The 21,690-nt window shown below is 75.1% G+C and carries 21 protein-coding genes; 8 read left to right on the top strand and 13 right to left on the bottom strand.

The annotated features are described in order from the left end of the window. Positions 1 to 19: 19 nt before the first annotated feature. Positions 20 to 691, top strand: a complete 672-nt coding sequence (locus GCU67_RS01285; protein ID WP_338104692.1) for a hypothetical protein — start codon at positions 20 to 22, stop codon at positions 689 to 691. 4 nt (positions 692 to 695) lie between these two features. On the opposite strand, the gene GCU67_RS01290 is transcribed toward GCU67_RS01285, so the two are convergent. The 7 genes from GCU67_RS01290 to GCU67_RS01320 form a co-directional block, all read right to left on the bottom strand. Further along, a complete protein-coding gene (locus GCU67_RS01290; RefSeq protein ID WP_163609254.1) occupies positions 696 to 1,070 on the bottom strand; it encodes a DUF1801 domain-containing protein in 375 nt (124 codons plus the stop codon). A 91-nt stretch (positions 1,071 to 1,161) separates the two neighbouring features. Continuing rightward, complete coding sequence (locus GCU67_RS01295; RefSeq protein WP_163621120.1) at positions 1,162 to 1,431, bottom strand: ATP-binding protein; 270 nt, start codon at positions 1,429 to 1,431, stop codon at positions 1,162 to 1,164. Then, positions 1,428 to 2,783 carry a PAS domain S-box protein gene (locus tag GCU67_RS01300; RefSeq protein ID WP_163609257.1) on the bottom strand — a complete coding sequence of 452 codons (1,356 nt, stop codon included), beginning with the start codon at positions 2,781 to 2,783 and terminating at the stop codon, positions 1,428 to 1,430. Before GCU67_RS01300 ends, GCU67_RS01295 begins: the two co-directional genes overlap by 4 nt. Continuing rightward, the gene (locus tag GCU67_RS01305) at positions 2,780 to 3,961 is read right to left on the bottom strand and encodes a response regulator (RefSeq protein ID WP_163609259.1); all 1,182 of its coding nucleotides are present in this window, start codon (positions 3,959 to 3,961) and stop codon (positions 2,780 to 2,782) included. The genes GCU67_RS01300 and GCU67_RS01305 overlap by 4 nt, the downstream gene beginning before the upstream one ends. 116 nt (positions 3,962 to 4,077) lie before the next feature. After that, positions 4,078 to 7,467, bottom strand: coding sequence for a thiol reductant ABC exporter subunit CydC (gene cydC, locus GCU67_RS01310; protein WP_163609261.1), 3,390 nt, complete (start codon positions 7,465 to 7,467; stop codon positions 4,078 to 4,080). Beyond that, positions 7,464 to 8,480 carry a cytochrome d ubiquinol oxidase subunit II gene (cydB, locus tag GCU67_RS01315; RefSeq protein ID WP_163609262.1) on the bottom strand — a complete coding sequence of 339 codons (1,017 nt, stop codon included), beginning with the start codon at positions 8,478 to 8,480 and terminating at the stop codon, positions 7,464 to 7,466. The genes cydC and cydB overlap by 4 nt, the downstream gene beginning before the upstream one ends. A gap of 13 nt (positions 8,481 to 8,493) precedes the next feature. Beyond that, positions 8,494 to 10,047 (bottom strand): cytochrome ubiquinol oxidase subunit I, encoded by a 1,554-nt coding sequence (locus tag GCU67_RS01320; RefSeq protein ID WP_163609263.1) that lies wholly within the window; start codon positions 10,045 to 10,047, stop codon positions 8,494 to 8,496. A 134-nt stretch (positions 10,048 to 10,181) separates the two neighbouring features. Between GCU67_RS01320 and GCU67_RS01325 the strand changes: the two genes are divergently transcribed. After that, positions 10,182 to 10,544 (top strand): BlaI/MecI/CopY family transcriptional regulator, encoded by a 363-nt coding sequence (locus GCU67_RS01325; protein WP_163609264.1) that lies wholly within the window; start codon positions 10,182 to 10,184, stop codon positions 10,542 to 10,544. A gap of 2 nt (positions 10,545 to 10,546) precedes the next feature. Continuing rightward, positions 10,547 to 11,476 (top strand): M48 family metalloprotease, encoded by a 930-nt coding sequence (locus GCU67_RS01330; RefSeq protein ID WP_163609276.1) that lies wholly within the window; start codon positions 10,547 to 10,549, stop codon positions 11,474 to 11,476. Positions 11,477 to 11,569: 93 nt separating this feature from the next. Here GCU67_RS01330 and GCU67_RS01335 read toward each other — a convergent pair whose 3' ends face one another. From GCU67_RS01335 to GCU67_RS01355, 5 genes are all read right to left on the bottom strand, one after another. After that, on the bottom strand, positions 11,570 to 11,917 hold the full coding sequence (locus GCU67_RS01335; protein WP_163609278.1) for a helix-turn-helix domain-containing protein: 348 nt from the start codon (positions 11,915 to 11,917) through the stop codon (positions 11,570 to 11,572). Between the two features lie 73 nt (positions 11,918 to 11,990). Beyond that, entirely contained in the window at positions 11,991 to 12,476 is a 486-nt protein-coding gene (locus GCU67_RS01340; RefSeq protein WP_163609280.1) for an Hsp20/alpha crystallin family protein, read from the bottom strand. A gap of 122 nt (positions 12,477 to 12,598) precedes the next feature. Next, positions 12,599 to 13,702: a YihY/virulence factor BrkB family protein gene (locus GCU67_RS01345; RefSeq protein WP_338104693.1), complete on the bottom strand. Its 1,104-nt coding sequence runs from the start codon at positions 13,700 to 13,702 to the stop codon at positions 12,599 to 12,601. Positions 13,703 to 13,761: 59 nt separating this feature from the next. Beyond that, entirely contained in the window at positions 13,762 to 14,640 is an 879-nt protein-coding gene (locus GCU67_RS01350) for an oxidoreductase (protein WP_163609282.1), read from the bottom strand. 11 nt (positions 14,641 to 14,651) lie between these two features. Continuing rightward, positions 14,652 to 15,410 (bottom strand): class I SAM-dependent methyltransferase, encoded by a 759-nt coding sequence (locus GCU67_RS01355; RefSeq protein WP_163609284.1) that lies wholly within the window; start codon positions 15,408 to 15,410, stop codon positions 14,652 to 14,654. Positions 15,411 to 15,999: 589 nt separating this feature from the next. On the opposite strand from GCU67_RS01355, the gene GCU67_RS01360 reads away from it, so the two are divergent. Together GCU67_RS01360 and GCU67_RS01365 are read left to right on the top strand one after the other, a co-directional pair. Further along, the gene (locus tag GCU67_RS01360; protein ID WP_163609286.1) at positions 16,000 to 16,326 is read left to right on the top strand and encodes a hypothetical protein; all 327 of its coding nucleotides are present in this window, start codon (positions 16,000 to 16,002) and stop codon (positions 16,324 to 16,326) included. A gap of 240 nt (positions 16,327 to 16,566) precedes the next feature. Then, the gene (locus tag GCU67_RS01365) at positions 16,567 to 17,595 is read left to right on the top strand and encodes an aldo/keto reductase (RefSeq protein WP_163609287.1); all 1,029 of its coding nucleotides are present in this window, start codon (positions 16,567 to 16,569) and stop codon (positions 17,593 to 17,595) included. A 43-nt stretch (positions 17,596 to 17,638) separates the two neighbouring features. Here GCU67_RS01365 and GCU67_RS01370 read toward each other — a convergent pair whose 3' ends face one another. Beyond that, positions 17,639 to 18,253 carry a methyltransferase domain-containing protein gene (locus GCU67_RS01370; RefSeq protein ID WP_163609289.1) on the bottom strand — a complete coding sequence of 205 codons (615 nt, stop codon included), beginning with the start codon at positions 18,251 to 18,253 and terminating at the stop codon, positions 17,639 to 17,641. Positions 18,254 to 18,316: 63 nt separating this feature from the next. Here GCU67_RS01370 and GCU67_RS01375 point away from each other — a divergent pair, with 63 nt between their 5' ends. From GCU67_RS01375 to GCU67_RS01385, 3 genes are read left to right on the top strand one after another with little or no spacing between them, the layout of a single operon-like run. Then, positions 18,317 to 19,579: an amidohydrolase gene (locus GCU67_RS01375; RefSeq protein ID WP_163609291.1), complete on the top strand. Its 1,263-nt coding sequence runs from the start codon at positions 18,317 to 18,319 to the stop codon at positions 19,577 to 19,579. Between the two features lie 46 nt (positions 19,580 to 19,625). Next, complete coding sequence (locus GCU67_RS01380; RefSeq protein WP_338104694.1) at positions 19,626 to 21,050, top strand: YibE/F family protein; 1,425 nt, start codon at positions 19,626 to 19,628, stop codon at positions 21,048 to 21,050. Then, positions 21,047 to 21,670 carry a class I SAM-dependent methyltransferase gene (locus GCU67_RS01385; RefSeq protein ID WP_163609292.1) on the top strand — a complete coding sequence of 208 codons (624 nt, stop codon included), beginning with the start codon at positions 21,047 to 21,049 and terminating at the stop codon, positions 21,668 to 21,670. The genes GCU67_RS01380 and GCU67_RS01385 overlap by 4 nt, the downstream gene beginning before the upstream one ends. The last annotated feature ends 20 nt before the right edge of the window (positions 21,671 to 21,690 follow it).

Consider the following 21,690-nt stretch of genomic DNA (forward strand, 5'->3'; position numbering starts at 1 on the left):
GGAGCGGTAGCGTAGTGATGTGGCTCACTCCCGTGTGGTCTCCCGTCCCTCCGTGCCGGCCCTGTCGCTCGCCGCGGCCGTCGACCTGACCCGGACCGGCGACATCTGGGTCTTCCGCGGGGCCTCGCTGGCCGACCGGGCGATCCAGACGGTCACCAACGCCCCGGTCAACCACGTCGGCATGGCCGTCGTCCTGGAGGACCTGCCGCCGCTGCTGTGGCACGCCGAGCTGGGGCACTCGCTCGTCGACGTGTGGTCGGGCCGGCACCAGCGCGGCGTGCAGCTGCACGACCTGTCCGATGCCGTCTGCGTGTGGGCCAAGCGCTACGGCCAGCAGGGCTGGCTGCGCCAGCTGGTCGGCCCGGCCGACGACGGCGGGGTGACCCGGGAGATGGAGGACGCCGTCCTGCGCACCATCGCCCGGCTCGACGGCAAGCCCTTCCCGACCACGAAGCACCTGGCCCGCGGCTGGGTCAACGGCAGGCTGCGCCGGCACCAGAGCAACGACACCGTCTTCTGCGCCGAGCTGGTCGCCGCCACCTACACCGCGATGGGGCTGCTGGCGCCCGACCGGCCGCTGAGCGCCTACGACCCCGGGAGCTTCTGGTCCGGTGACGACCTGCCGCTGGTCGGGGCGGAGCTGGGCACCGAGATCCGGGTCGACGTCCCGTCCGGCCCGATCTGCGGCTGACCGGTCAGACCCGCACCCAGCGCTCCACCAGCCCGACGATCGCGGCTTCCTTCGCCGCGACGTCGGCGCTGTCGCCGAGGGTGAGCACGGCCCGGTCGGTGTCGGCCCAGCGCAGCAGCCCGGTGTCGTCGGGGAAGGTGAAGCCGGCGGTGTCCTGCGGCCGGGCGCCGCGGTGGAACACCAGCTGCAGGTGGTCGACGGGGAAGAGCCGGAACGTCACCCGGTCCACGCCGTCGGCGCAGAAGCTGGGTGCCCGCCACTTCACGTGCTCGGTCAGGTCGGCGGCCGAGGCCATGATCGCGGCGCGGAGCCGGCGGACGTCGTCGGCCCGGGGGTGGTCGAGCTCGGCGAGGAACTCCTCGACCGTCTGCTGTGCCATGGGGACAGCGTGCCCGACGACACCGACAGGCCGGCGCCTGCCGGGCCGGGTGCAGGGGGCGGCGGGCGGCCGGCCCCCGCCGCTCGCCAGGTCAGGCCCCGGCCGGGACCGGCGCCCCGTCGATCGGCAGCCGGACGGTGAACGTGCTGCCCGCGCCGGGCTCGGAGCGGACCGTGAGCGACCCGCCGTGGGCCTCCCGCACGACCGCGCGCGCCAGCGGCAGCCCCTGCCCGGTGCCCCGGCCGACGTCCTTGGTGGTGAAGAACGGGTCGAAGATCTTCCCCCGCACGTGGTCGGGGATGCCGGTGCCGGAGTCGCTGATCCGGATGACGACCTGGTCGCCGTCCACCGCGCTGGTCACCCCGATGCGGCCCCGTGCCGGCCGGTCTCCTCCACCGCGTCGGCGGCGTTCACGATCAGGTTGAGGAACACCTGGTTCAGGTCGGCGATGTTGCAGCGCACCGGCGGCAACTCCGCCAGGTCCAGGGTCAGGTCGGCCACCCGGCTCACCTGGTGGCGGGTGACCGTGACCGTGGCCCGCAGCGCCTCGTTGAGGTCGGCGGGCACGTGCTCGGTGTGGCCGGGGTGGCTGAACGTCTTCATCGCCCGGACGATGTTGGCCACCCGGTCGATGCCCTGCAGGGTCTGCTCGATGGCACTGGGCACCTCCGTCTGCAGGTAGTCGACCTCCAGCCGGCCCTCGGCCTCCCGCATGGTGTCCTGCCGCTGCTCCCAGCTCGTCGCCTCGCCGGCGTCGAGCAGGTTGCGGTACAGGGTGACCATGCTCATCAGGTCGGCGAAGGCCTCGGCCAGGAAGCGGGCGTTGTCCCCGACGTACTGGATCGGGGTGTTGATCTCGTGCGCCAGCCCGGCGGAGAGCCGGCCCAGTGACTCCAGCTTCGACTCGCGGTGGACCTCGGCGTCCCGCGCCTTGCGGTCGGTGATGTCCCGGGTGCACATCTGGATCTCGGCGATGGCGCCGGTCCTGTCGCGCAGCACGGAGGACACCGCCTCCACCCAGATCCAGTGGCCCTCCTGGTGGCGCACCCGGAAGGTCAGCTCGCCGCGGCCGGCGTCCGCCCGGAAGCGTCCCTCGCGGTCGACGATCGCGCCGACGTCGTCGGGGTGGACCAGTTCCAGGGCGCGGCAGCCGACCAGTTGTTCCGGCGTCCGCCCGAGCACCGCGAGGACGGCGGGGGACACGTAACGGATCTCGCCGTCCGGCCCGTGCTGGCTGATCAGGTCGCCGCTGTTCTCCGCGAGCAGCCGGTGCAGCGCCTCCGAGCGGGCCAGCGACTCCTCGGCGGACTCCGACGCCCGCTGCGAGTCGACGAGCCGGGTCACCGCGCCGGCCACCGCGCCGTCGACCAGCACCGGCTGGGTGCGCAGTCGCACGGTGAGCGAGGTGCCGTCGGCGCGCCACAGCACGGCCTCGGCGTCCTCGGCCAGCGCCGGCGGGCAGGTCGGGCACCCGCCGTCCGGTGCCGCACCGCCGGGTGTGCCGGGTTCGTGTGCCAGCGAGTGCAGGTGCGCCCCGACCAGCTCGGTCACCGGGCGGCCGAGCACGGCGGCGGTGGCCGGGTTGGCGTAGTGGCAGATGCCGGCTGCGTCGAGGGACCAGACCGGGTCGGCGGAGGCGTCGAACAGCGTCCGGACCTGCCCCTGGGGCACCAGTCCGACGGTGACCGGTGCCGGGGCCGCCGGGGCGCTCACGCCGCACCGCCGGTCACCAGGATCGGGCCCGCCAGCGGCTCACGGGCGGCGAAGTTCTCCAGCCGCTGCACGAGCGGTGCGGTGACGGTGGTGCCGCGCCCGACCAGCAGCACGCCGCCGGCCGTGCGGATGTCGTCGAAGACGAGCATCCCCTCCTCCAGCTCGCCGATGCCCACCACGCGGGCCTGCTCGGGGTCGTGTCCGGCCCCGTGGCAGCGCGCGAGCGCCGCGAGCACCGCGGGGTCGTGGGAGCCGGCGTCGGCCTGCAGCACGGCGATGGTGTCCTGCACCGACGGACGGGTGGCCCGGCCCTGCTCGAAGTCCACGGCGACCTTCAGAATGCGCGTCACGAGCGGCAGGTCCTCACCGCCCGGCACGCCCGGACCGTTCCCGACGCCGTCGTAGCGGGCCCGCTGCCAGCCGATGGCCGCCCCGACGGCCTCCAGGCGGGGGATGGCGGAGACCAGGTCGCGGCTCAGGTGCGGCACCCGGGCCTGCATCGCCGCCTCGTCCGGGTCCAGGGGGCGGCCGGAGTCGATCTTGACCTGCACGCTCGCGGGGAGGCTGACGCTGCCGAGCGCGGCGAGCATCGCGGCCACCTCCACCTCCCAGACGTCCTCGACGCCCAGCGCCTCGGCCACCTCGGTGGCGGTCCGGGTGATCCGCTGGGACCGGGCGAAGGCCACCGGCTGGGCGAGCCCGAGCGTGGCGATGAACGCCTCGACCGTGCGGCGCAGGGTGGAGGCCATCAGCTCCTTCTCGGCGGTGGCCAACCGGTGGATCTCCACGGCCGAGCCGATGGCGTCCATCAGCACGTCCGGCGGGCAGGGCTTGGTGAGGAACCGGAAGACGTGGCCCTGGTTGACCGCGGCGATGGCGGCCTGGGTGTCGGCCTGCCCGGTGAGCAGCACCCGCCCGACGTCGGGGTGGCGGGTGCGCACCTTGGACAGGAAGGTGGCGCCGTCCATCTCCGGCATCCGCATGTCCGAGACCACGACCGTCACCTGCTGGGCCGCGAGGATCTCCAGCGCGGCGGCACCGCCGGTCGCGGTGTGCACGGTGTACTCCCGGCGCAGCTGGCGACGCAGGCCGTCGAGGATGGCGACCTCGTCGTCGACCAGGAGGATCGAGGCGGGTGGCGTCGCCGGCGCGACGCTGCTGACGGTGGGGTTGGGCATGACGCTCTCCCTGACGATGCGGACCCGCCGGCGAGTGGCGGTCACCTCCGTCATCGGCCGCACGTGCCGGAGATGTGATCCAGGCCACCTCCATCGAGTGAGGCCTGTCACGTCTCTCAGGCCAGGGCCCGCTCCGTCGTCCGCCGGCCCAGGTCCACCACCGTGTCGTGGGCGGCCGGGAGGTGCCGGTCGTGGGTCACGCACACGACCAGCCGGCCGGCCAGCGCCCGGCGCAGGTCGGCCACCAGGGCGGCGGCCGTCGGTGGGTCCAGGTGCGCGGTCGGCTCGTCGAGCAGGACGACGTCCCGGTCGGCCAGCAGCGTCCGGGCCACGGCGAGCCGGCGGCGCTCCCCGCCGGACAGCGACGTGCCGCCGGCGCCCACCGAGGTGTCCAGGCCGGCGGGCAGCTCGGCCAGCAGGCCGCCGAGCCCGGCGTCGGTGAGGGCCGCGCGCATCGCCTGCTCGCCCGCGGCGCCGGCGAGCTCCCCGCGCGGGCGGGCCAGCGCCAGGTTGGCCCGCAGGGACGCGTCGAACACGTGCGCGTCCTGCGGGCACCAGGCGATCGCGGACTGCACGTCGGCGCGGGCGAGCCGGTCGACCGGCACCGGACGGCCGCCGTCGCCGAGCACGTAGTCGCCCGACGCCGGGCGCAGCGAGGCCATCAGCACCGACAGCAGCGTCGACTTGCCCGAGCCGGACGGGCCGGTGACCACCAGCCAGCCGGTGCCCGCGGTGGCCACCAGGTCCAGGTCGGTGAGCACGCCGGGGCGGCCCGGCCAGCCGGCGGTGAGGTGCTCGGTGGCCAGCTCGCGCACCGGGCGGGGGACGGCGAGGCGGTCGGCCGGTGCGGGGTCGGCGGCCACCGGCTCGGCCAGCACGGCCCCCACCCGGGCGCGGGCGTCGCGCCAGGCGAGCCGGTGGCGGGCGGCGGCACCGATCGCGGTCAGCGGCTCCAGCATCGCCAGCGGGGCCAGCGCCAGGACGGCGGCGACCGGGGCGGACAGCTCGCCGGCGCGCACCGCGGCCCCGGCCACCGCGATCGCCAGGACGGCGGCCGCGCCGGTGGCCAGCACCGCGACCGCGTCCGCGGCGGCGGCCGCGGCGGCACCGGACTGCGCGGCCCGGCCCTGCCGGCGGCCCAGCGCGTCGAGCCGGTCGACCTCGCCGGCGGCCAGGCCGTGCACCCGCAGGTCGGCAGCGGCCTCGAGGGCGGCGCTGGTCTCGCGCAGGGTCACCGTCTGCAGCTCGGCGGCGGCGCGGGCGACGCCGCGGTCGGCCCACCGGTGCACCGCCAGGACGGCGAGCACCGCGGTGGCGACGACCGCGCCGACCAGCAGCCCGGCCCGGACGTTGAGCACGGTCAGTGCCGCCGTCGCCCCGGTCAGCACCACGGCCGACACCAGCGGCGGCGTGACCACCCGCACCGACAGGTCCTGCAGCAGGCCGACGTCGCCGACCACCCGGGCCAGCGCGCGGCCCGGCGTCCGGTCGGCAGCAGGGCCCTGGGCGATGAGCGCGCTCCACAGCCGCAGCCGGGTCCGCGTGGCCAGCTGGAACGCGGCGTCGTGGCTGGCCAGCCGCTCCAGCCAGCGCAGCACCGCCCGCCCGAGGCCGGAGCCCCGGACGGCGACGATGGCGATCATCAGGGTGAGGATCTGCGGCTGCTCGGCGGCCCGGACGATCAGCCAGCCCGACACCGCGGTCAGCGCGATGCCGAACGCCGAGGACGCCGCCCCCGCGGCGACCGCCCGCGCCACGGCCCGCCGCGGCCAGCTCAGCCCCGCCGTCGTCGCCGGCCCGGCGGTCCCGCCCGCGACCGGTCCGGCCTCGACAGGGGCAGGAGTGGCCACTTCTGCCCCCGTCGAGGCGGCCGGGACGGTGGTCAGGGCCGGGACGCCGGTGCGCGCGGGCAGCTCGACGGTGCGGTCGGCGAGCGCCGCCAGCGCGGGCTCGTGGGTGACCAGCACGGTGCACAGCGAGCCGCGCAGCCCGTGCAGCAGCTCGGCGACCCGGGCGGTGGCGGCGGCGTCGAGGGCCGCGGTCGGCTCGTCGAGCAGCAGCACCCGCGCACCGCGCTGCACCCGCACCAGCGCGCGGGCCAGCGCGACCCGCTGCAGCTCACCGGGGGACAGCGTGCGGCAGGCGCGGTCGCGCAGGTGGTCCGCGCCCACCCAGGACAAGGCGGTGTCGGCGAGCTCGGGAGCGCGGTCGCCCTCACCGGCGTGCCGGAGCAGCTCCTCGAGCACGGTGTCGGCGACGGTCACCGGGAACTGCGGGACGACGGCGACGTCCGCAGGCCGCAGCACGGTGCCGGTGACCTGCGCGGTGCCGCCGTCCTGCAGCTGCCCGGCGAGGACGGCGAGCACGGTGGACTTGCCCGAACCGCTGGGGCCGCGCAGCGCGACCAGCTCACCGGGGGCGACGGTGAGGTCGACGTCGTCCAGGGCGGGGGCGCCGCGGCCGGGGAAGGTGACGGTGAGGCCGGTGACGGTGACCCCGCGCAGGCCGCCGTCGGGCAGCGCGCCGACGACCGGCCGGGGCGCGGGGGTGGCGAGCACGGCGCGGGCAGCGGCGGCGGCCTCGGCGGCGTCCTCGGAGGCGTGGTGCGCCGAGCCCAGCGCGCGCAGTGGGGCGAACGCCTCGGGGGCCAGCAGCAGGGCGAGCAGCCCGACGGAGAGGTCGAGGGTGCCGTGGGTGAGCCGCAGGCCGACGGTCACCGCGACCAGCGCGACGGACAGGGTGGCCAGCACCTCGAGCACGAGCGCGGACAGGAAGGCCACGCGCAGGGTGGCCAGGGTGCGGCGGCGGTGGTCCTCACCGAGGTCGGCGAGCGCGCCCAGCTGGTCGGCGGCGCGGCCCAGGCCGACCAGCACCGGCAGGCCGCGGACCAGCTCGGCGACGTGCCCGGCGATCCGGTCCAGTGCGCGGGCGGCCTGGGCGGTCTCGTCGCGGGTGTGCAGCCCGACCAGCGCCATGAACAGCGGCACCAGCGGCAGGGTCACCGCAACCAGCACCGCCGACAGCCAGTCGGTGACACCCAGCACGAGCAGCAGCACCGGCGGGACGACGACGGTCTGCGCGAGCGCGGGGAGGTAGGTGGCCAGCGCCGGCCCGAGGTCGTGCAGCCGGGTGGTGGCCAGCACCGCGGCCGGTCCGGTGCCGCCGGCGGTGGTCACGGCCTCGCCCTCGCCCTCCAGCAGCCGGGTGAGCAGCTGCCGGCGCAGCGCGTCCTCGGCGCGGCGGGCGTCGCGGGTGGCGAGCACGCCGCCCAGTCCACCGGCCGCGGCCCGCAGGGCGACCCCGCCCAGCGCCACCGCCAGCGCCGTCCCGGGGACGACGCCGTCGAACACGTCGGCGATCGCGCGGGCCAGCCCGGCGGCCAGCAGGACCACGCCGACGGTCTGCACCAGTGCGACCAGTGCGGCCCGGACCAGCGCGCCGGTCAGGCCCGGCACCCCGGCCAGCGCCCCCAGCGGGCCGCGTCCCGCCCCCGGCCGCTCGCTCATGCGCCGATCTTCTCCGCGTGGGGGGCCTCCGGCTCGGCGGAGAGCCGCTTGCGGAACACCCAGTAGGTCCACGCCTGGTAGCCGAGCACCACCGGCAACCCGAAGCCGGCGGCCCAGGTCATCACCGTGAGGGTGTAGTCGCTGACCGAGGCGTCGGAGATCGTGACGTCGAACGCGCTGCTGATCGTGGACGGGACGACCACCGGGTAGGCCGCGCCGAAGATGGTCGCGGTCGAGCCGAGCAGCACGACCGCCCAGGCGGTGAAGGCTTGGCCCTCGCGGTCGACCCGGATCCGCGCCCAGGCGACCAGCACGGACAGCGCCGCGACCAGCCAGAGCACCGCGGTGATCGCGGTGCCGCCGCGCAGGTGCACCAGCCCGGCCCAGGCCAGCAGCGGCAGGGCGGCCACCGGCGACCAGCGCTGGGCGAACGCGCGGGCGGCCAGCCGCACCGGCCCGTCGGTCTTGAGTGCCAGGAACACCGCCCCGTGCACGAGGGAGAACCCGAGGACGGCGACCGCGCCGAGCACCGCCGGCCAGCCGATGCCGGCGAACGCACCGCCCACCCGGGTGCCGTCGGCGTCGATGGGCAGCCCGAGCGTGGTCGCACCGAGGGCGGCGCCGATGCCGAGCGCGGCGATCAACGAGCCGGTGGTGATGACCCGGGTCCAGGTGGCGTCCCACTGCTCGGTGTGGTGGGAGTGCCGCCACTCGAAGGCCACCGCCCGGACGATCAGCCCGACCAGCACGAGCACGAAGGGCAGGTAGAGGGCGGGCAGCCAGGTGGCGTACCAGCCGGGGAAGGCGGCGAACACCGCGCCGGCGGCGGTGATCAGCCAGACCTCGTTGCCGTCCCACAGCGGGCCGATCGAGCGCAGCATCAGGTGGCGGTCGGTCTTCGTGCGGCCGAGCACCGGGAGCAGGGCGGCGACGCCGAAGTCGAAGCCCTCCAGCAGCAGGAAGCCGGTCCAGAGCACCGCGACCGCGATGAACCAGAGGGTCTGCAGGTCCATGGTCCACGTCTCCCTAGTACGCGAAGGACAGGACGTCGTCGGACTTCTCGTCCCGCCCGCCCGGCAGGTCGTCGTCCGGCGTCCCCTCGGGGGTGTGGCCCGGGGTGGGGGCGCCGTCGCCGGTGGTGATGCCGGCGCGGACGAACCGGACCAGCAGCCAGGCCTCGACGACCGCGAGTGCCCCGTAGAGCACGGTCAGCGTGCTCAGTGAGGTGAGCACCTCCCCGGCGCTGACGCCGGGGGAGACGGCCTGGGCGGTGAAGAAGTACACCTGCTCGGCCCGCGGGACGTCGGGGTTCGGGTAGACGACGAAGGGCTGGCGGCCCATCTCGGTGAACACCCAGCCCGCGGCGTTGGCCACGAACGGCGCGGCGACGGCGGCGAGCGAGCCGTAGACGGCGATCGGGTTGGTGGGCACCCGGCCCTTGCGGGTGGCCCACAGGGCGTAGGCGCCGACGCCCGCCGACAGCATGCCCATGCCGATCATGAACCGGAAGTTCCAGTAGGTGACGGCCAGCACCGGGGTGTAGTCGATCGGCTCGCCGGCCTTGTCGCCGAAGCTGGGGTCGTCGGGGTAGGTGGCGCCGTAGGCCGCCGCGTACTCCTGCTGCAGCTCGTTGACGCCGGGGACGGCGGTGGAGAAGTCGCCGTGGGCGAGGTAGGAGAGCAGGTAGGGGACGGTCCAGGAGTGGACGTCGTCGCACTCGTTGGAGCCGAGCTTGCCGAAGGCGAAGATCGAGAACGGGGCCGGCGCCTCGGTGGTGCACAGCGCCTCGGCCGAGGACATCTTCAGCGGCTGCTGCTCGTACATCAGCTTGCCCTGCACGTCGCCGGTGATCGCGGTGAGCATGAAGGCGGCGATGGAGACCCAGCCGCCGAGGCGCACCGAGCGGCGCCAGACGCTGTGGTCGACGTCGGTGGTGGGGGCGCCGGCGAGCGTGCGCTTGCGCAGGTGCCACAGGCCCACGCCGACCAGTGCGGCGCCGGCGACCATGAGCGCGGCGACGATGGTGTGGCTGAAGGCGGCCAGCGCGGTGTTGTTGGTCAGCACGGCGAGGAAGTCGACCTGCTCGGGGCGGCCGGTGGCGTCGTCGGTGACCACGCCCACGGGGTGCTGCATCCAGGAGTTGGCCGCGATGATGAAGAAGGCGCTGACGATCGAGCCGATCACCGCCGCCCACAGGGTGGCCAGGTGCACCTTCTTCGGGATCCGGCCCCAGCCGAAGATCCACAGGCCCAGGAAGGTGGACTCGAGGAAGAAGGCGAGCAGCGCCTCCATGGCCAGCAGGGAGCCGAAGACGTCGCCGACGAAGCGGCTGTACTCGCTCCACGCCAGGCCGAACTGGAACTCCTGCACGAGGCCGGTGGCCACGCCGAGCACGAAGTTGATCAGGTAGATGCGGCCCCAGAAGCGGGTCATCCGCAGCCACTCCGGCTTGTCGGTGCGCACCCACATCGTGTGCATGACCGCGACCAGGATCCCCAGGCCGATGGTCAGCGGGACCATGAGGAAGTGGTAGACGGTGGTGATGCCGAACTGCCAGCGGGCGATGTCCAACACGTCCACGGCGACCTCCCCGGTTGCTGTCGTACGATCTACACGTTCTTTCTACGCCGAGTAGAAGAACACTTCTACATCGCGTAGAAAACACGCCGTGTGAGCTGGCAGACAGTGCAGCGAGACCTGCCGACAGGAGATCGATGAACACCCTGGGGGACCTGGAGCGCTCCGTGCTGGAGCACCTGTGGGCCGTCGGCGGCCCGCGCACGGCCACCCAGCTCAAGGACGACCTGGCCGACCGCGGTCTGGCGCTGACCACCGTGCACACGGTGCTCACCCGGCTGGAGTCCAAGGGCTTCGTCGCCCACGACGACGCCCGGCCCCGGCAGTTCCGCGCCGTGGGCACCCGCGAGGAGCACGTGGCCGAGCTGATGCACGAGGTGCTCGGCCAGGCCGGTGACCGCCAGGCCGCCCTGGCCCGCTTCGTGGGCAGCGTCGACGCCAGTGAGGTGGCGATGCTGCGCGACCTGCTCGCCGGCGCCGAGCGGGACCGCCTCGGCTGACCGTGCTCCCCGCCACCGCGATCGCCCTGGGCGTGCTCGCGGCGCTGCTGGCCTGGCCGGTGCCCGCGGCGCTGGCCCGCGCCGCCTGGCCGCGACGCGACCCGCTGGTCGCGCTGGTCTGCTGGCAGGCGATCGGCCTCGCCGGAGGACTGTCGATCATCGGCGCGCTGCTGGTGCACGGGCTCTCGCCGTGGGGGCACTCGCTGCCCGAGGCGTGGTGGCACTGGGTCACCCGGCAGCCGGCGCAGGAGACGGTGCGCGGTGACCACTGGGTCGCCCAGACCCTCGCCGCGGTGCTGGCGCTGGAGCTGCTCGGCGTCCTGCTGCTGTCCTTCGTCCGCACCTCGCGCACCCGGCGGCGGCACCGCGAGCTGCTGGAGCTCGTCGTCCGGCCGGTGCCGGGGGAGGACACCCGGCTGCTGGACCACCCCGCGCCGATCGCGTTCTGCATCCCCGGCGCCCGGCCGCTGCTGGTGCTCTCCTCGGGCATCGTCGCCGAGCTGGACGGCGCGCAGCTGGACGCGGTGATCGCCCACGAGCGGGCGCACCTGCGCGAGCACCACCACCTGCTGTTGCTGCCGTTCGTGGCCTGGCGGGCGGCGCTGCCGGTGCTGCCGGCCGCCGACCGGGCGCACGACGCGGTGCGCGACCTGGTCGAGATGCGCGCCGACGACGTCGCGCTCGCCACCCTGGGCTGCCCCGATCCGCGGCACACGCTGGCCGCGGCGATCGTGGCCGCCGCCGGGGGAGCGGGCGGGCAGGTGCCCGAGGGTGCGCTGGCCGTCGCCGGGGGGTCGGTCGCGGTCCGGGTGCGCCGGCTGCTCGCCCCCGCCCACCCGCTGCCGCTGGTCGCCCGCGCCGCGGCGCTGCTGGGCGCGCTGGCCCTGCTGCTGGTGCCGCCCCTGCTCCTGGTGCTCCCCGCCGTCGTCTGACGCCCCGGGATCAGGTGACCTGATCGTGCGTGCTCCTGGCTCAGGGCAGGAGGTGAGCCAGGAGCACGTGCGGTGAGCCAGGACGCGGCGCGGTCAGCCGGCGTCGCGGTCGCGCAGCTCCTGGCGGGCGGTGTCGCGTTCGGCCCGGGCCGTGTCGGCCTCGGTCTGGGCATCGGTGAGGTCGTCCTGCAGCTGCACGATCACCTGCGCGGAGCCGAGGAGGTGGCCGTCGTCCAGCAGCACCCGGACGCGTGCGGCGAGCTCCAGCTGGTGCCGTGAGTAGCGGCGGTGGCCGCCGGCGGAGCGGTGCGGGTGCAGCACGCCGGCGGAGTCCAGGCTGCGCAGGAAGGCGGCCTGCACGCCGAGCACCTCGGCCGCCTGGCTCATGGTGAGCACCGGGTGGTCGGGGTCGTCCAGCGACCGCAGCGGGTCGGTGCCCATCGTGCCTCCAGACGTACGGACGACGGGAGGGGCGGAGCCGGCGGGCTCCGCCCCTCCCGGGGTGTGGCTGCGGTCAGCTCTCGACCGCGGGCTTCTCGCCCTCGATGGTGTGCGCCTGCACCGCGGCCGGGGTGTCGGCGCGGGTGACGGTGATCGTGCGGGACTTGGCCTTCTCGGCCACCGGGATGCTCACGGTCAGCACACCGTCGTGGTAGCTGGCCTCGAGCCGGTCGGTGTCCAGGCTGCGGCCGAGCACCAGCTGCCGGGTGTAGCTGCCGAAGGGGCGCTCGGCGACCTGCCACTGGGCCCCCTCGAGCTGCGGGACCGAGCGCTCCGCGCTGATCGTCAGCGTGGTGCCCTCCAGTGACATCTCGATCGAGCCCGGGTCGACGCCGGGCAGGTCGAGGTGGGCGACGAAGTTGTCACCGATCCGGTAGGCGTCCATCGGCATCCCGGCGACCGGGTGGGCCGTGGTGGTGCCGGCCCGGCCGGCGAGGGAGTCCAGCGCCCGGAACAGCGACGAGGCGTTGGCGAACGGGTCGTGGGAAGTCAGCGCCATGGCTGTGCACCTCCGTGTCGTGCGGTCTCTCTGCGATCGGTGCCGTCTGGTATCTCCAGCGACGACTACAGATTACCTCACTCGGCGGCCGGAGCAAACATCCCGTGCGCTCGATCTCTCCGTCAGTGGGGCGGTGCGGAGCCCTCGCGGGCGGTGGCCCCGTGGGCGGGAGACCCGTGGTCGGCGTCCTGTCGGTCGGCGTCCGGGTGCGGGGTGGTCCGGTGGCCGTCCAGGTCGGGTGTCGCATCGTCGTCCCGGCGGTGCTCGGGCCGGTCGAAGGTGACGTGCACCTGCTCGAAGCCCTTGCTGCGCTGCGCCTTCGCCTGGCCGGTGTAGCTGCGCTTGTCCCCGGCGGTGAGGTCGACGGCGTCGGTGAAGGGGGTCAGCAGGGCGCGCGGGTGCAGCTTGTCGACCCGCACCACGTTGATCTCCACGCAGAGCACGCCGATGACCGAGGCCAGGTACAGGAACGCCAGCAGGCCGAGGACCAGGGCGAACACCCCGTTGGTGGCGCTGGCGGTGGAGACCACGTGGCTGACGTAGCCGACGCCGAAGGTCTGCAACAGCTGCCACAGGACGGCGGCGATCAGCGCGCCGGGCAGCACCTGCCGGGCGGTCAGGTGACGGGCGGTGGCCAGCCGGAAGGCGAAGACGAACACGATCGCGTTGACCCCGATGGAGCCGACCAGGGACACGATCCGCAGCGCCATGCCCAGCGACCCGGCGTTGCCCGAGCCGAGCGTCGACAGTGCCGTCGTCCCGACCACTGCGAGCCCGGCCGTGCCCAGCAGCAGCAGGCTGCGGCCTCGGGCCAGGAACGGGTTGGGCCGGCTGTTGCGCGGCACCGACCAGGCGGTGTTCATCATGTGCTGCACCGCCTGGGCCACCCCGAGCCCGCCGTACAGCGCACCCAGCACGCCGACGAGGACGCCGACCAGCCCGCCGCTGAGCTCCTCGGGGCTGCCCAGCTGGTCACCGACGACGGGGAACTGGCTGAGTGCGGAGTCCAGGAGCCGTTCCTGCAGCCCGGGGTCCCCGGCCAGCACCTTCCCCAGGATGGTGGAGAACAGCAGCAGCAGCGGGAAGAGCGAGACGAAGGCGTAGTAGGTGATCAGCGCGGCGAGGTAGGGCCCGGAGTCGTCGACGTACTTGTAGACGACGGCGATCGGGAACCCGGCGGCCTTGTGCCGGCGCTGGAGCGCGTCCAGCCGGTCGGTGAGTGACACGGGTTGACTGCACCACGGCGAACGGTCGTGCACCACGGGAGGGGTCCGCGCCCCCGGGTTCAGGCGGGCAGGTCGGTCCCGGTGAGCGCGGCCGAGGCGGCCCACAGCCGGCGCGCGAGCTCGCCGTCGGAGGCGGCGGGGCTGCGGCCGTCCAGGGTCGGGGCGCCGCGCATCAGCCGGCCGGAGGGGCCGGTGAAGCTGCCGCCGGGCAGGTCCGCGGTGGCCGCCATGAGCACCGGCAGGGCGCCCTGCGCGCTGCTGGTCGCGACCACCCGGTTGCCGACGGCCACGGCGGCGTCCTTGAGCCGGTTGCCCGACTTCCCCTGCAGGTTGGTCGCGGCCCAGCCGGGGTGCGCCGCCGTGGCCCGCACCGGCGACCCGGCGGCGGTGAGCCGGCGCTGCAGCTCGAGGGTGAACAGCAGGTTGGCCAGCTTCGACTGGGCGTAGGCGCCCTCGGGGGAGTACCGGCGGCGCTCCCAGTTGAGGTCGTCGAGGTCGATCCGCCCGCGGTGGTGCAGGAACGAGGACACGGTCACCACCCGGTCGGTGACGTGCGGCAGCAGCAGGCAGGTCAGCGCGAAGTGGCCCAGGTGGTTGGTGCCGAACTGCAGCTCGAAGCCGTCCGCCGTCCGGCCGGCCGGGACGTGCATGATCCCGGCGTTGTCGACCAGGACGTCGAGCGGCCCGGTCCACGCGGCGGCGAAGGCGCGCACCGAGGCCAGGTCGGCCAGGTCCAGCTGCCGCACCTCGACGTCGCCGGTCAGCCCGGCGGCCGCACGCTCGCCACGGGCGGGGTCACGGACCGCCAGCACCACCCGGGCGCCGGCGGCGGCCAGGGCGCGGGCAGTCTCCAGGCCCAGCCCGCTGTTGGCGCCGGTGACCACCGCGGTGCGGCCGGCCTGGCGGGGGATGACGGCGGTCGTCCACGGGGTGCCCATGACCGGCGACTCTAGGTGCGCCGGGCGACCACCGCGGTGGTCAGGACCTGCTCGACCAGCGGGCCGGCCTGCCGGTCGAGCTCGGTCTCCAGCGCCTGCTGCAGGCTCCCCGAGGCCAGCGCGTCGCCGGGCAGCGCACTGCCGAGGTGGCCGACCACCCAGGCGGCGTCCACGACGTGGTCGGCCCGCCAGCTGCTCACCTGCACGGTGAGCCCCAGGGCCTCCAGCAGCCCGACCCGGTCGGCCAGGGCGGTGGCGTCGCTGCCACAGGTGGCGGTGACCGGGCCGAGGGCCTGCTCCACCACGCTGCGCACTGCTTGCTGCCAGGGTGCGGTGCCCAGCCACAGCGGCGGGCCCTGGGTGACGACCGCCAGCCCGCCGCCCGGTCGGAGCAGCGCCGCTCCCTCGGCCAGGGTGGCGGCCTCGTCCATCCAGTGCAGCCCGTTGCCCACGACCAGTGCGCCGGGGGGTGGCAACCACCGGCCCAGCTGCGGCAGGTCGGTGTCCGCGCCGAGCACCGGCACCACACCGGGCAGCCCGCGGTCCCGCAGGCCGGCGAGCATCCCCGGCTCCGGGTCGACCGCCACGACGCCGGCGCAGTGGGGGAGCAGCGGCGCGGTGAGCTGCCCGGTGCCGCAGCCCAGGTCGAGCAGCAGGTCGTCCGTTGTCAGTCCGAGCTGCCCGGCGAGCTCGGCGGCCTGGTCGGCTGGCAGGTCGCGGCGGAAACGGGCGTAGAGCCGGGCGGTCTCCCCGGCGAAGTCGGCGGCCATGGCTGCACCGTGCCGGAGGAGCGGTCGGACCGGCCACGTCGGCGCAGTCGTTCCGCTGCCGGCGCAAGACGCGGATCGATCACTCTGGTGAGAGGTGCAGCCAGTTGTCCCGCCGGGGGGCCGTGAAGGTGGCTGCGACAGCTGACCCTGCCGGCTCGACCCTCAGTGTCACCGTCTCGCCTGCGGCCACATCGACGTCGACCATCGGACTGCCGGACCAATCGAGGACAGCGCGGACTCGGTAGGTGCCGGGTACGACTGGGAGCACCAACTCCTCACCACAGGCCAGCGACCCGACTTCCGCCCCGTCGATCTGAACTCGGTAGCTGCGCAAGCGGTCCCTGTAGACGGCCTTCGGACGCCGGACGGTGATGCGCGCACTGGCCTCTTCCACGGCGCGATGATCGCGTACGTCGAGCAGCCCGGGTCGGCTCCTCTCGCAGAACCCAGGGGCACGTCGCAGTACGTCCGTCGACGTGCGATCGCAGTCCACTCAACTGGCCCTGCGCCACAACGACTCCTCGGGAGCAGGGAACGACTCAGCGATCACGTACGACGACCAGGCGACCGGGCGTGTCACCATCCGTCCGTGTCAGCGCTCAGCACGGCGGGCCAGGTCGGTCTGCTGCTCGTGCCGGTGGCCGTGCTGGGTCTGGTCTTCGTCGTCGTCCCGGTGCTGTTGAGCCTGGAGCAGCAGTGGTCCGCTGCCTCCGCGGTGCTCGCGGTGGTGGCCGCCGCAACGGGCGTCGCCTTCGTCCTCGTGAGTGCGCAGCGAGCCGATGCGAACCCGGGCGGCGGCGCCGAGGGTGTGCTGGGGACAGATGTCCCGGCCCTGCTGCTGCCGCCACTGTTGTTGGGGGTTCTTGCCCTGGTCGCCGGGAGGCGGGGGTCGCGCCGCGCTCGGGCGCGCGGCTGACCGGGCCCGCCCGATGGCGCGGTCCGCACGGAGGCCGATCCCGAGGGAGCGGCTGAGCTGGCTCTGTCGCCTGGAGCGCCTGGTCGACGTCAGCTGAGGGCTGCTCGCCTCGGCGCCTCGCGCCCCGACAACGGTCGAGCACGGTCAGGCGCTCACGGTCCACAGCCCCGCGTCATGGCTGCGCCGGCGTGCGTCCGGTGTGGCGCCGCACGCCGGACGCCGGGCTGCGACGATGTGCCCGTGATCACCGACGACCGGACCGACCGGTCCTGGGCCCCTGCCGCCGACCGCTACACCACCACCGAGTACCGACGGGCCGGGCGCAGCGGGCTGCTGCTGCCGCCGGTGTCGCTGGGCCTGTGGCAGAACTTCGGCGCCGACCGCCCGCTGGCCACGCCGCGGGCCATCCTGCGGCGGGCCTTCGACCTGGGCGTCACCCACATCGACCTGGCCAACAACTACGGCCCGCCCTACGGCTCGGCGGAGACGACCTTCGGCGAGGTGCTGGCCAGCGACCTGCGCCCCTACCGCGACGAGCTGCTGATCTCCACCAAGGCCGGCTACGACATGTGGCCCGGCCCCTACGGCGACGGCGGCTCGCGCAAGTACCTGGTCGCCAGCCTGGACCAGTCGCTGCGGCGCACCGGGCTGGACTACGTCGACGTCTTCTACTCCCACCGCCGCGACCCCGACACCCCGCTGGAGGAGACGATGGGCGCCCTGGACGCCGTCGTCCGGGCCGGCAAGGCGCTCTACGTCGGCATCTCCAACTACTCGCCCGAGGACACCGCCCGGGCCGCGGAGCTGCTGGCCGAGCTGGGGACGCCGCTGACGCTGCACCAGCCGCGCTACTCGATCTTCGACCGGTCGCCCGAGGGTGGCGTGCTCGACGCGGCCGCAGCGGCCGGCGCGGGCGTGGCCGTCTTCTCCCCGCTCGCCCAGGGCCGGCTCACCGACCGGTACCTGAACGGCGTGCCCGAGGGCTCCCGGGCCACCCGCAGCATCTACCTCTCCGCCGACGACGTCACCGAGGACCTCACCGACCGGGCCCGGGGCCTCAACGAGGTCGCCGCCGGCCGCGGCCAGACGCTGGCCCAGCTCGCGCTGCGCTGGGTCCTGCGGGACCCCCGCGTCACCACCGCGATCATCGGGGCGAGTTCGGTGGCCCAGCTGGAGGCCAACCTGCAGGCGCTGCAGGGGCCGGACCTCACCGACGACGAGCTCGCCGCGATCGAGCCGTTCGCGGCCGCGCCCGGCGCCAGCCTCTGACCTCGCGCCCGGGGGCCTGCGGGCCCCCGGGCAGCCGCACCACTCAGGACGCCCGTGCGGCGATCGCGGCGTGCCGCCGGTCCGGTCGGGCAGCGGACACCCGCTGCACGCGCTCCAGCTCGGTGAAGCCGGCTCCCGCCAGCCGCCGCGCCATGACGTCGACCGGCCAGCGATGGGCGGTGGTGACGGCGTGGTCGAACGGGACCACCCCGTCGTCGCTGCCGAAGAACCCGAGGACGAGCGTGCCCCCGGGTGCCAGCAGCCGCCGGAACCCGGTGAGCACGCCGTCGAGCTCGGACGGGAGCAGGTGGATCGTGGAGTACCAGGCGAGGACCCCGGCCACCGAGTGCGCCGGCACGTCCAGCCCGGTCATCGAGCCGAGCACGAACCCCGGGCCGGGATGGGCCGCCCGGGCGTGGGCGACGAACTCGGGGACGACGTCGACACCGGTCACGTCGGCGCCCAGGGCGTGCAGGTGCGCCGTCCACTGGCCCGGTCCGCAGCCGAGGTCGAGGACGGGACCGGACGACCCCGTCAGGTGCCGCTCGACCAGCGCGACGTCCTCGCCGTCCTCGTGGTCGAGCCCGCTGCGGTCGAAGAGCTCGGCGTACCGGGCCGCGACGGCGGAGTACGCGCCGCGCACCACCTCCAGGTCCACCGCGGCAGGCTAGATGCCGGGCCGGACATCCGGCTGGAACACGGACCCGGCGAAGATGGGGCGGTGAGCGCTCCTGAGACCACCGTGCCCGTCGCCGTCCCGCACAGGGAGCCCCCGGCCGCGCTGACGGCGTGGTCCGAGCGGCTCACCGCCGCGCTGGCCGAGGAGCTCCCGGCCGCGCTCGAGCTGCGGCACGCCCTGCACGCCGACCCGCGGCTGTCCGGGGACGAGCAGGACACCGCCGACGCCGTGGTCGCCGCCCTCGGCCTGGGGGAGGGCCGGGTCGTCGCGGGCACCGGACGGCTGGTGCGGGTCGTCGAGGGCCCGGGCCGCAGCGTCGCGCTGCGCGCCGAGCTGGACGGGCTGGAGGTGGCCGAGCGGACCGGCGCCCCGTGGGCGGCGACGGGTGCGGCGATGCACGCCTGCGGGCACGACACCCACCTGGCCGGCCTGGTCGCGCTGGCCCGCGCGGTCTCCCGGGTCGGTGGCCCCGCGCCGCTGGTGCTGCTGCTGCAGCCGCGGGAGGAGCGGGCACCCTCCGGAGCCGCCGACGTCGTCGCCGAGGGCGTGCTGACCGAGGAGGGGGTCGACTCGGTGGTCTCCGCGCACGTGCAGCCGCAGCTGCCGGCCGGCGTCGTCAACGCCACCCCCGGCCCGGTCAACGCCTCCAGCGACGAGTTCACGATCACCGTCACCGGCCACGGCGGGCACGGCGGCTACCCGCACACCACCGCCGACCCGGTGCTGGCGCTCGCCGCGATCGTGCTGGCCCTCCAGCAGCTGGTCAGTCGCCGGGTCGACCCGACCGTGAGCGCGGTGCTGGCGGTCACCCAGCTCGACGCCGGCTCGTCGTTCAACGTCGTCCCGGACACCGCCCGGGCCCGCGGGGGGCTGCGGGCGATGCGCGAGGAGGACCGGCTGGAGCTGGTGCAGGCGCTCACGGACGTCGCCGCGCACACCGCCGCCGCCTACGGCTGCACCGCGCAGGTCGACAGCGAGCACAACATGCCCGTGCTGGCCAACGACCCGGACCTGGCCCGGGGTGCCGCCGGCTGGCTGGTGCGCGGCGGGACGACGGTCGACGACGCGTGGCGTTCCTTCGGCTCCGACGACTTCTCGCACTTCTGCGCGGGCGCCCGTGGGCTGATGCTCTTCCTGGGCGTCGAAGGCGGTCCCGCGGGCGCCGACGGCCGCCGTCCGGGGCTGCACTCGCCGCGGTTCCTGCCCGGTGACGAGGTGGTCGGGCAGGTGGCCACCGCGCTGCTGGCCGGCTACCTCGCCGGTGCCGAGCTGCTCGGCGAGGTCGCGCCCCCGCCGGCCGGCTGAGCCCCGGTTCCCCGGTGCCGGCGCGCGGGCGGCCTAGCCTGACCGCGTGCCGGCCCACACCCACAGCCACGGACCCGTCACCGGACCCGACGGCGAGGCCCTCCCGCTCGACCCGCTGGCGATGGCCCGACGGCGCCGGGCGGTCCGGCTGATGCTCTACGTGCTCGTCCCGATCGGGATCGCCACCCTCGTCGGCCTGGTGACGCTGTGGCCGCAGAGCGAGCAGACCGCGGCCCAGCAGGCGGCGGCCTCCTTCCTGCCGCCGGGCACCACCTACCCCGAGGCCACGATCGCCTCGCTGGAGACCTACGAGTGCGCCGAGGCCACCGGCAACGCCCCGGCCCAGACCTGCGCCCGCGCGGTGATGGTCGTCGCCGAGGGCGACAGCGCCGGTGACTACGTGCAGGTCGAGCTGCCCCCGGAGGTGGTGGCCGAGGGGGTCGCCGAGGGCGACGAGCTGGTGCTCAACCGTGATCCCGGCATCGAGACCGGCGCCCCGGGCTACACCTTCCAGGACTTCCCGCGCGGCACCCCGATCGTCGTGCTGGCGATCGCCTTCACCGCCATCGTCGGCGCGGTCGCCCGGCTGCGCGGCCTGCTCGCCCTGCTCGGGCTCGGCTTCGCCTTTGCCGTCCTGCTGACCTTCATGCTGCCGGGCCTGCTGGCCGGCGGCTCGCCGATCTGGGTCAGCCTGGTCGGCTCCTCGACGATCATGTTCGTCGTCCTGTACCTGGCGCACGGCTTCTCCGCCCGGACGACGACGGCGCTGCTGGGCACCCTCTTCGGGCTGGCCCTGTCGGCGGTGCTGGGTGCGGCGGCGGTGGCCGCGGCCCGGCTCACCGGGTTCTCCAGCGAGGAGGCGGTGCAGCTGCTGCAGTTCGACCCGACGCTGGACTTCTCCGGGCTGGTGCTGGCCGCCCTCGTGGTCGCCGGGCTGGGCATCCTCAACGACGTCACGATCACCCAGGCCTCGGCGGTCTGGCAGCTGCACGAGGCCTCGCCGCAGGCCGGCTGGCTGCAGCTCTTCCGCCGCGGCATGGCGATCGGCCGCGACCACATCGCCTCGACGGTCTACACGATCGTCTTCGCCTACGCCGGCGCCTCGCTCCCGCTGCTGATGCTGTTCGAGCTGTACCAGCGGCCGTTCTGGACCACGCTCACCGGCTCCGAGGTCGGCGAGCAGGTGATCGGCACGCTGGTGGCCGGCGTCGCGCTGGTGCTGGCCGTCCCGGTGACCACCCTGATCGGCGCCCTGGTGGCCACCGCGGCCTCCGCCGCCACCCCGGCGGAGGAACCGGTCCCTGCACCCGCCGCCCGGGCCGCCGCCACCACGGTGTCCGGTCCGTCGACCGCGACGGGACAGGCCACCCGCCGTCCCGGCGGCCACCCCGCCGGACGCCGGCCGGCCGACCCGCCGACCCCGGACGACCTCGGCCGTGGGACGACGCCGCGCCCCCGGGACCCGCGGTGACCGCCGACCTGCTGGCCGCCGCGGCCGCCGCCCCCGGCTTCATGCCACCCGAGGAGGGGCGGGCCCTCTACGAGGCGGCGCGGGCGGTGACCGTGCCCGGGCCGCTGCTGGAGATCGGCAGCTGGCTGGGCAAGTCCGCGCTCTACCTGGCCGCCGCGGCCCGCGAGACGCACCGGCAGGTGGTCACCGTCGACCACCACCGCGGTTCCGAGGAGCACCAGCCCGGCTGGGAGTACCACCAGGCCGAGCTGGTCGACCCGCTGGTGGGGCGGATCGACACCCTGCCCGGCTTCCGCCGCACCATCGCCCACGCCGGCGCGGAGGACGTCGTGGTCGCCGTCGTCACTCGGTCGGAGCTGCTCGCCCCGCTGTGGTCGACCCCGCTGGCGCTGCTGTTCCTCGACGGCAGCCACACCGAGGAGAGCGCCCGCCGCGACCAGGACGCCTGGGTCGCGAAGGTCGCCGTCGGCGGCACCCTCGCCGTCCACGACGTGTTCCCGGACCCGGCCGACGGTGGCCAGGCCCCGTTCGGCGTGTACTCCAGGGTGCTCGCCTCGGGGCAGTTCACCGAGCTGCCGGGCACCGGCTCGCTGCGTCTGCTGCGCCGCACGTCGGCCTGAGCGGCGTCCGGGAGATCATG

The sequence above is a fragment of the Modestobacter muralis genome (genome assembly GCF_010682105.1).
In the GTDB taxonomy this organism is placed as follows: domain Bacteria; phylum Actinomycetota; class Actinomycetes; order Mycobacteriales; family Geodermatophilaceae; genus Modestobacter; species Modestobacter muralis.

What these genes read in the sequence shown, in the direction of transcription:
- GCU67_RS01290 (WP_163609254.1), bottom strand. Translation starts at nt 1,070, where the DNA reads ATGGCACAGCAGACGGTCGAGGAGTTCCTCGCCGAGCTCGACCACCCC.
- GCU67_RS01340 (WP_163609280.1), bottom strand. Translation starts at nt 12,476, where the DNA reads ATGGCGCTGACTTCCCACGACCCGTTCGCCAACGCCTCGTCGCTGTTC.
- GCU67_RS01335 (WP_163609278.1), bottom strand. Translation starts at nt 11,917, where the DNA reads ATGGGCACCGACCCGCTGCGGTCGCTGGACGACCCCGACCACCCGGTG.
- GCU67_RS01350 (WP_163609282.1), bottom strand. Translation starts at nt 14,640, where the DNA reads ATGGGCACCCCGTGGACGACCGCCGTCATCCCCCGCCAGGCCGGCCGC.
- GCU67_RS01355 (WP_163609284.1), bottom strand. Translation starts at nt 15,410, where the DNA reads ATGGCCGCCGACTTCGCCGGGGAGACCGCCCGGCTCTACGCCCGTTTC.
- GCU67_RS01305 (WP_163609259.1), bottom strand. Translation starts at nt 3,961, where the DNA reads ATGCCCAACCCCACCGTCAGCAGCGTCGCGCCGGCGACGCCACCCGCC.
- cydC (WP_163609261.1), bottom strand. Translation starts at nt 7,467, where the DNA reads ATGAGCGAGCGGCCGGGGGCGGGACGCGGCCCGCTGGGGGCGCTGGCC.
- GCU67_RS01325 (WP_163609264.1), top strand. Translation starts at nt 10,182, where the DNA reads ATGAACACCCTGGGGGACCTGGAGCGCTCCGTGCTGGAGCACCTGTGG.
- cydB (WP_163609262.1), bottom strand. Translation starts at nt 8,480, where the DNA reads ATGGACCTGCAGACCCTCTGGTTCATCGCGGTCGCGGTGCTCTGGACC.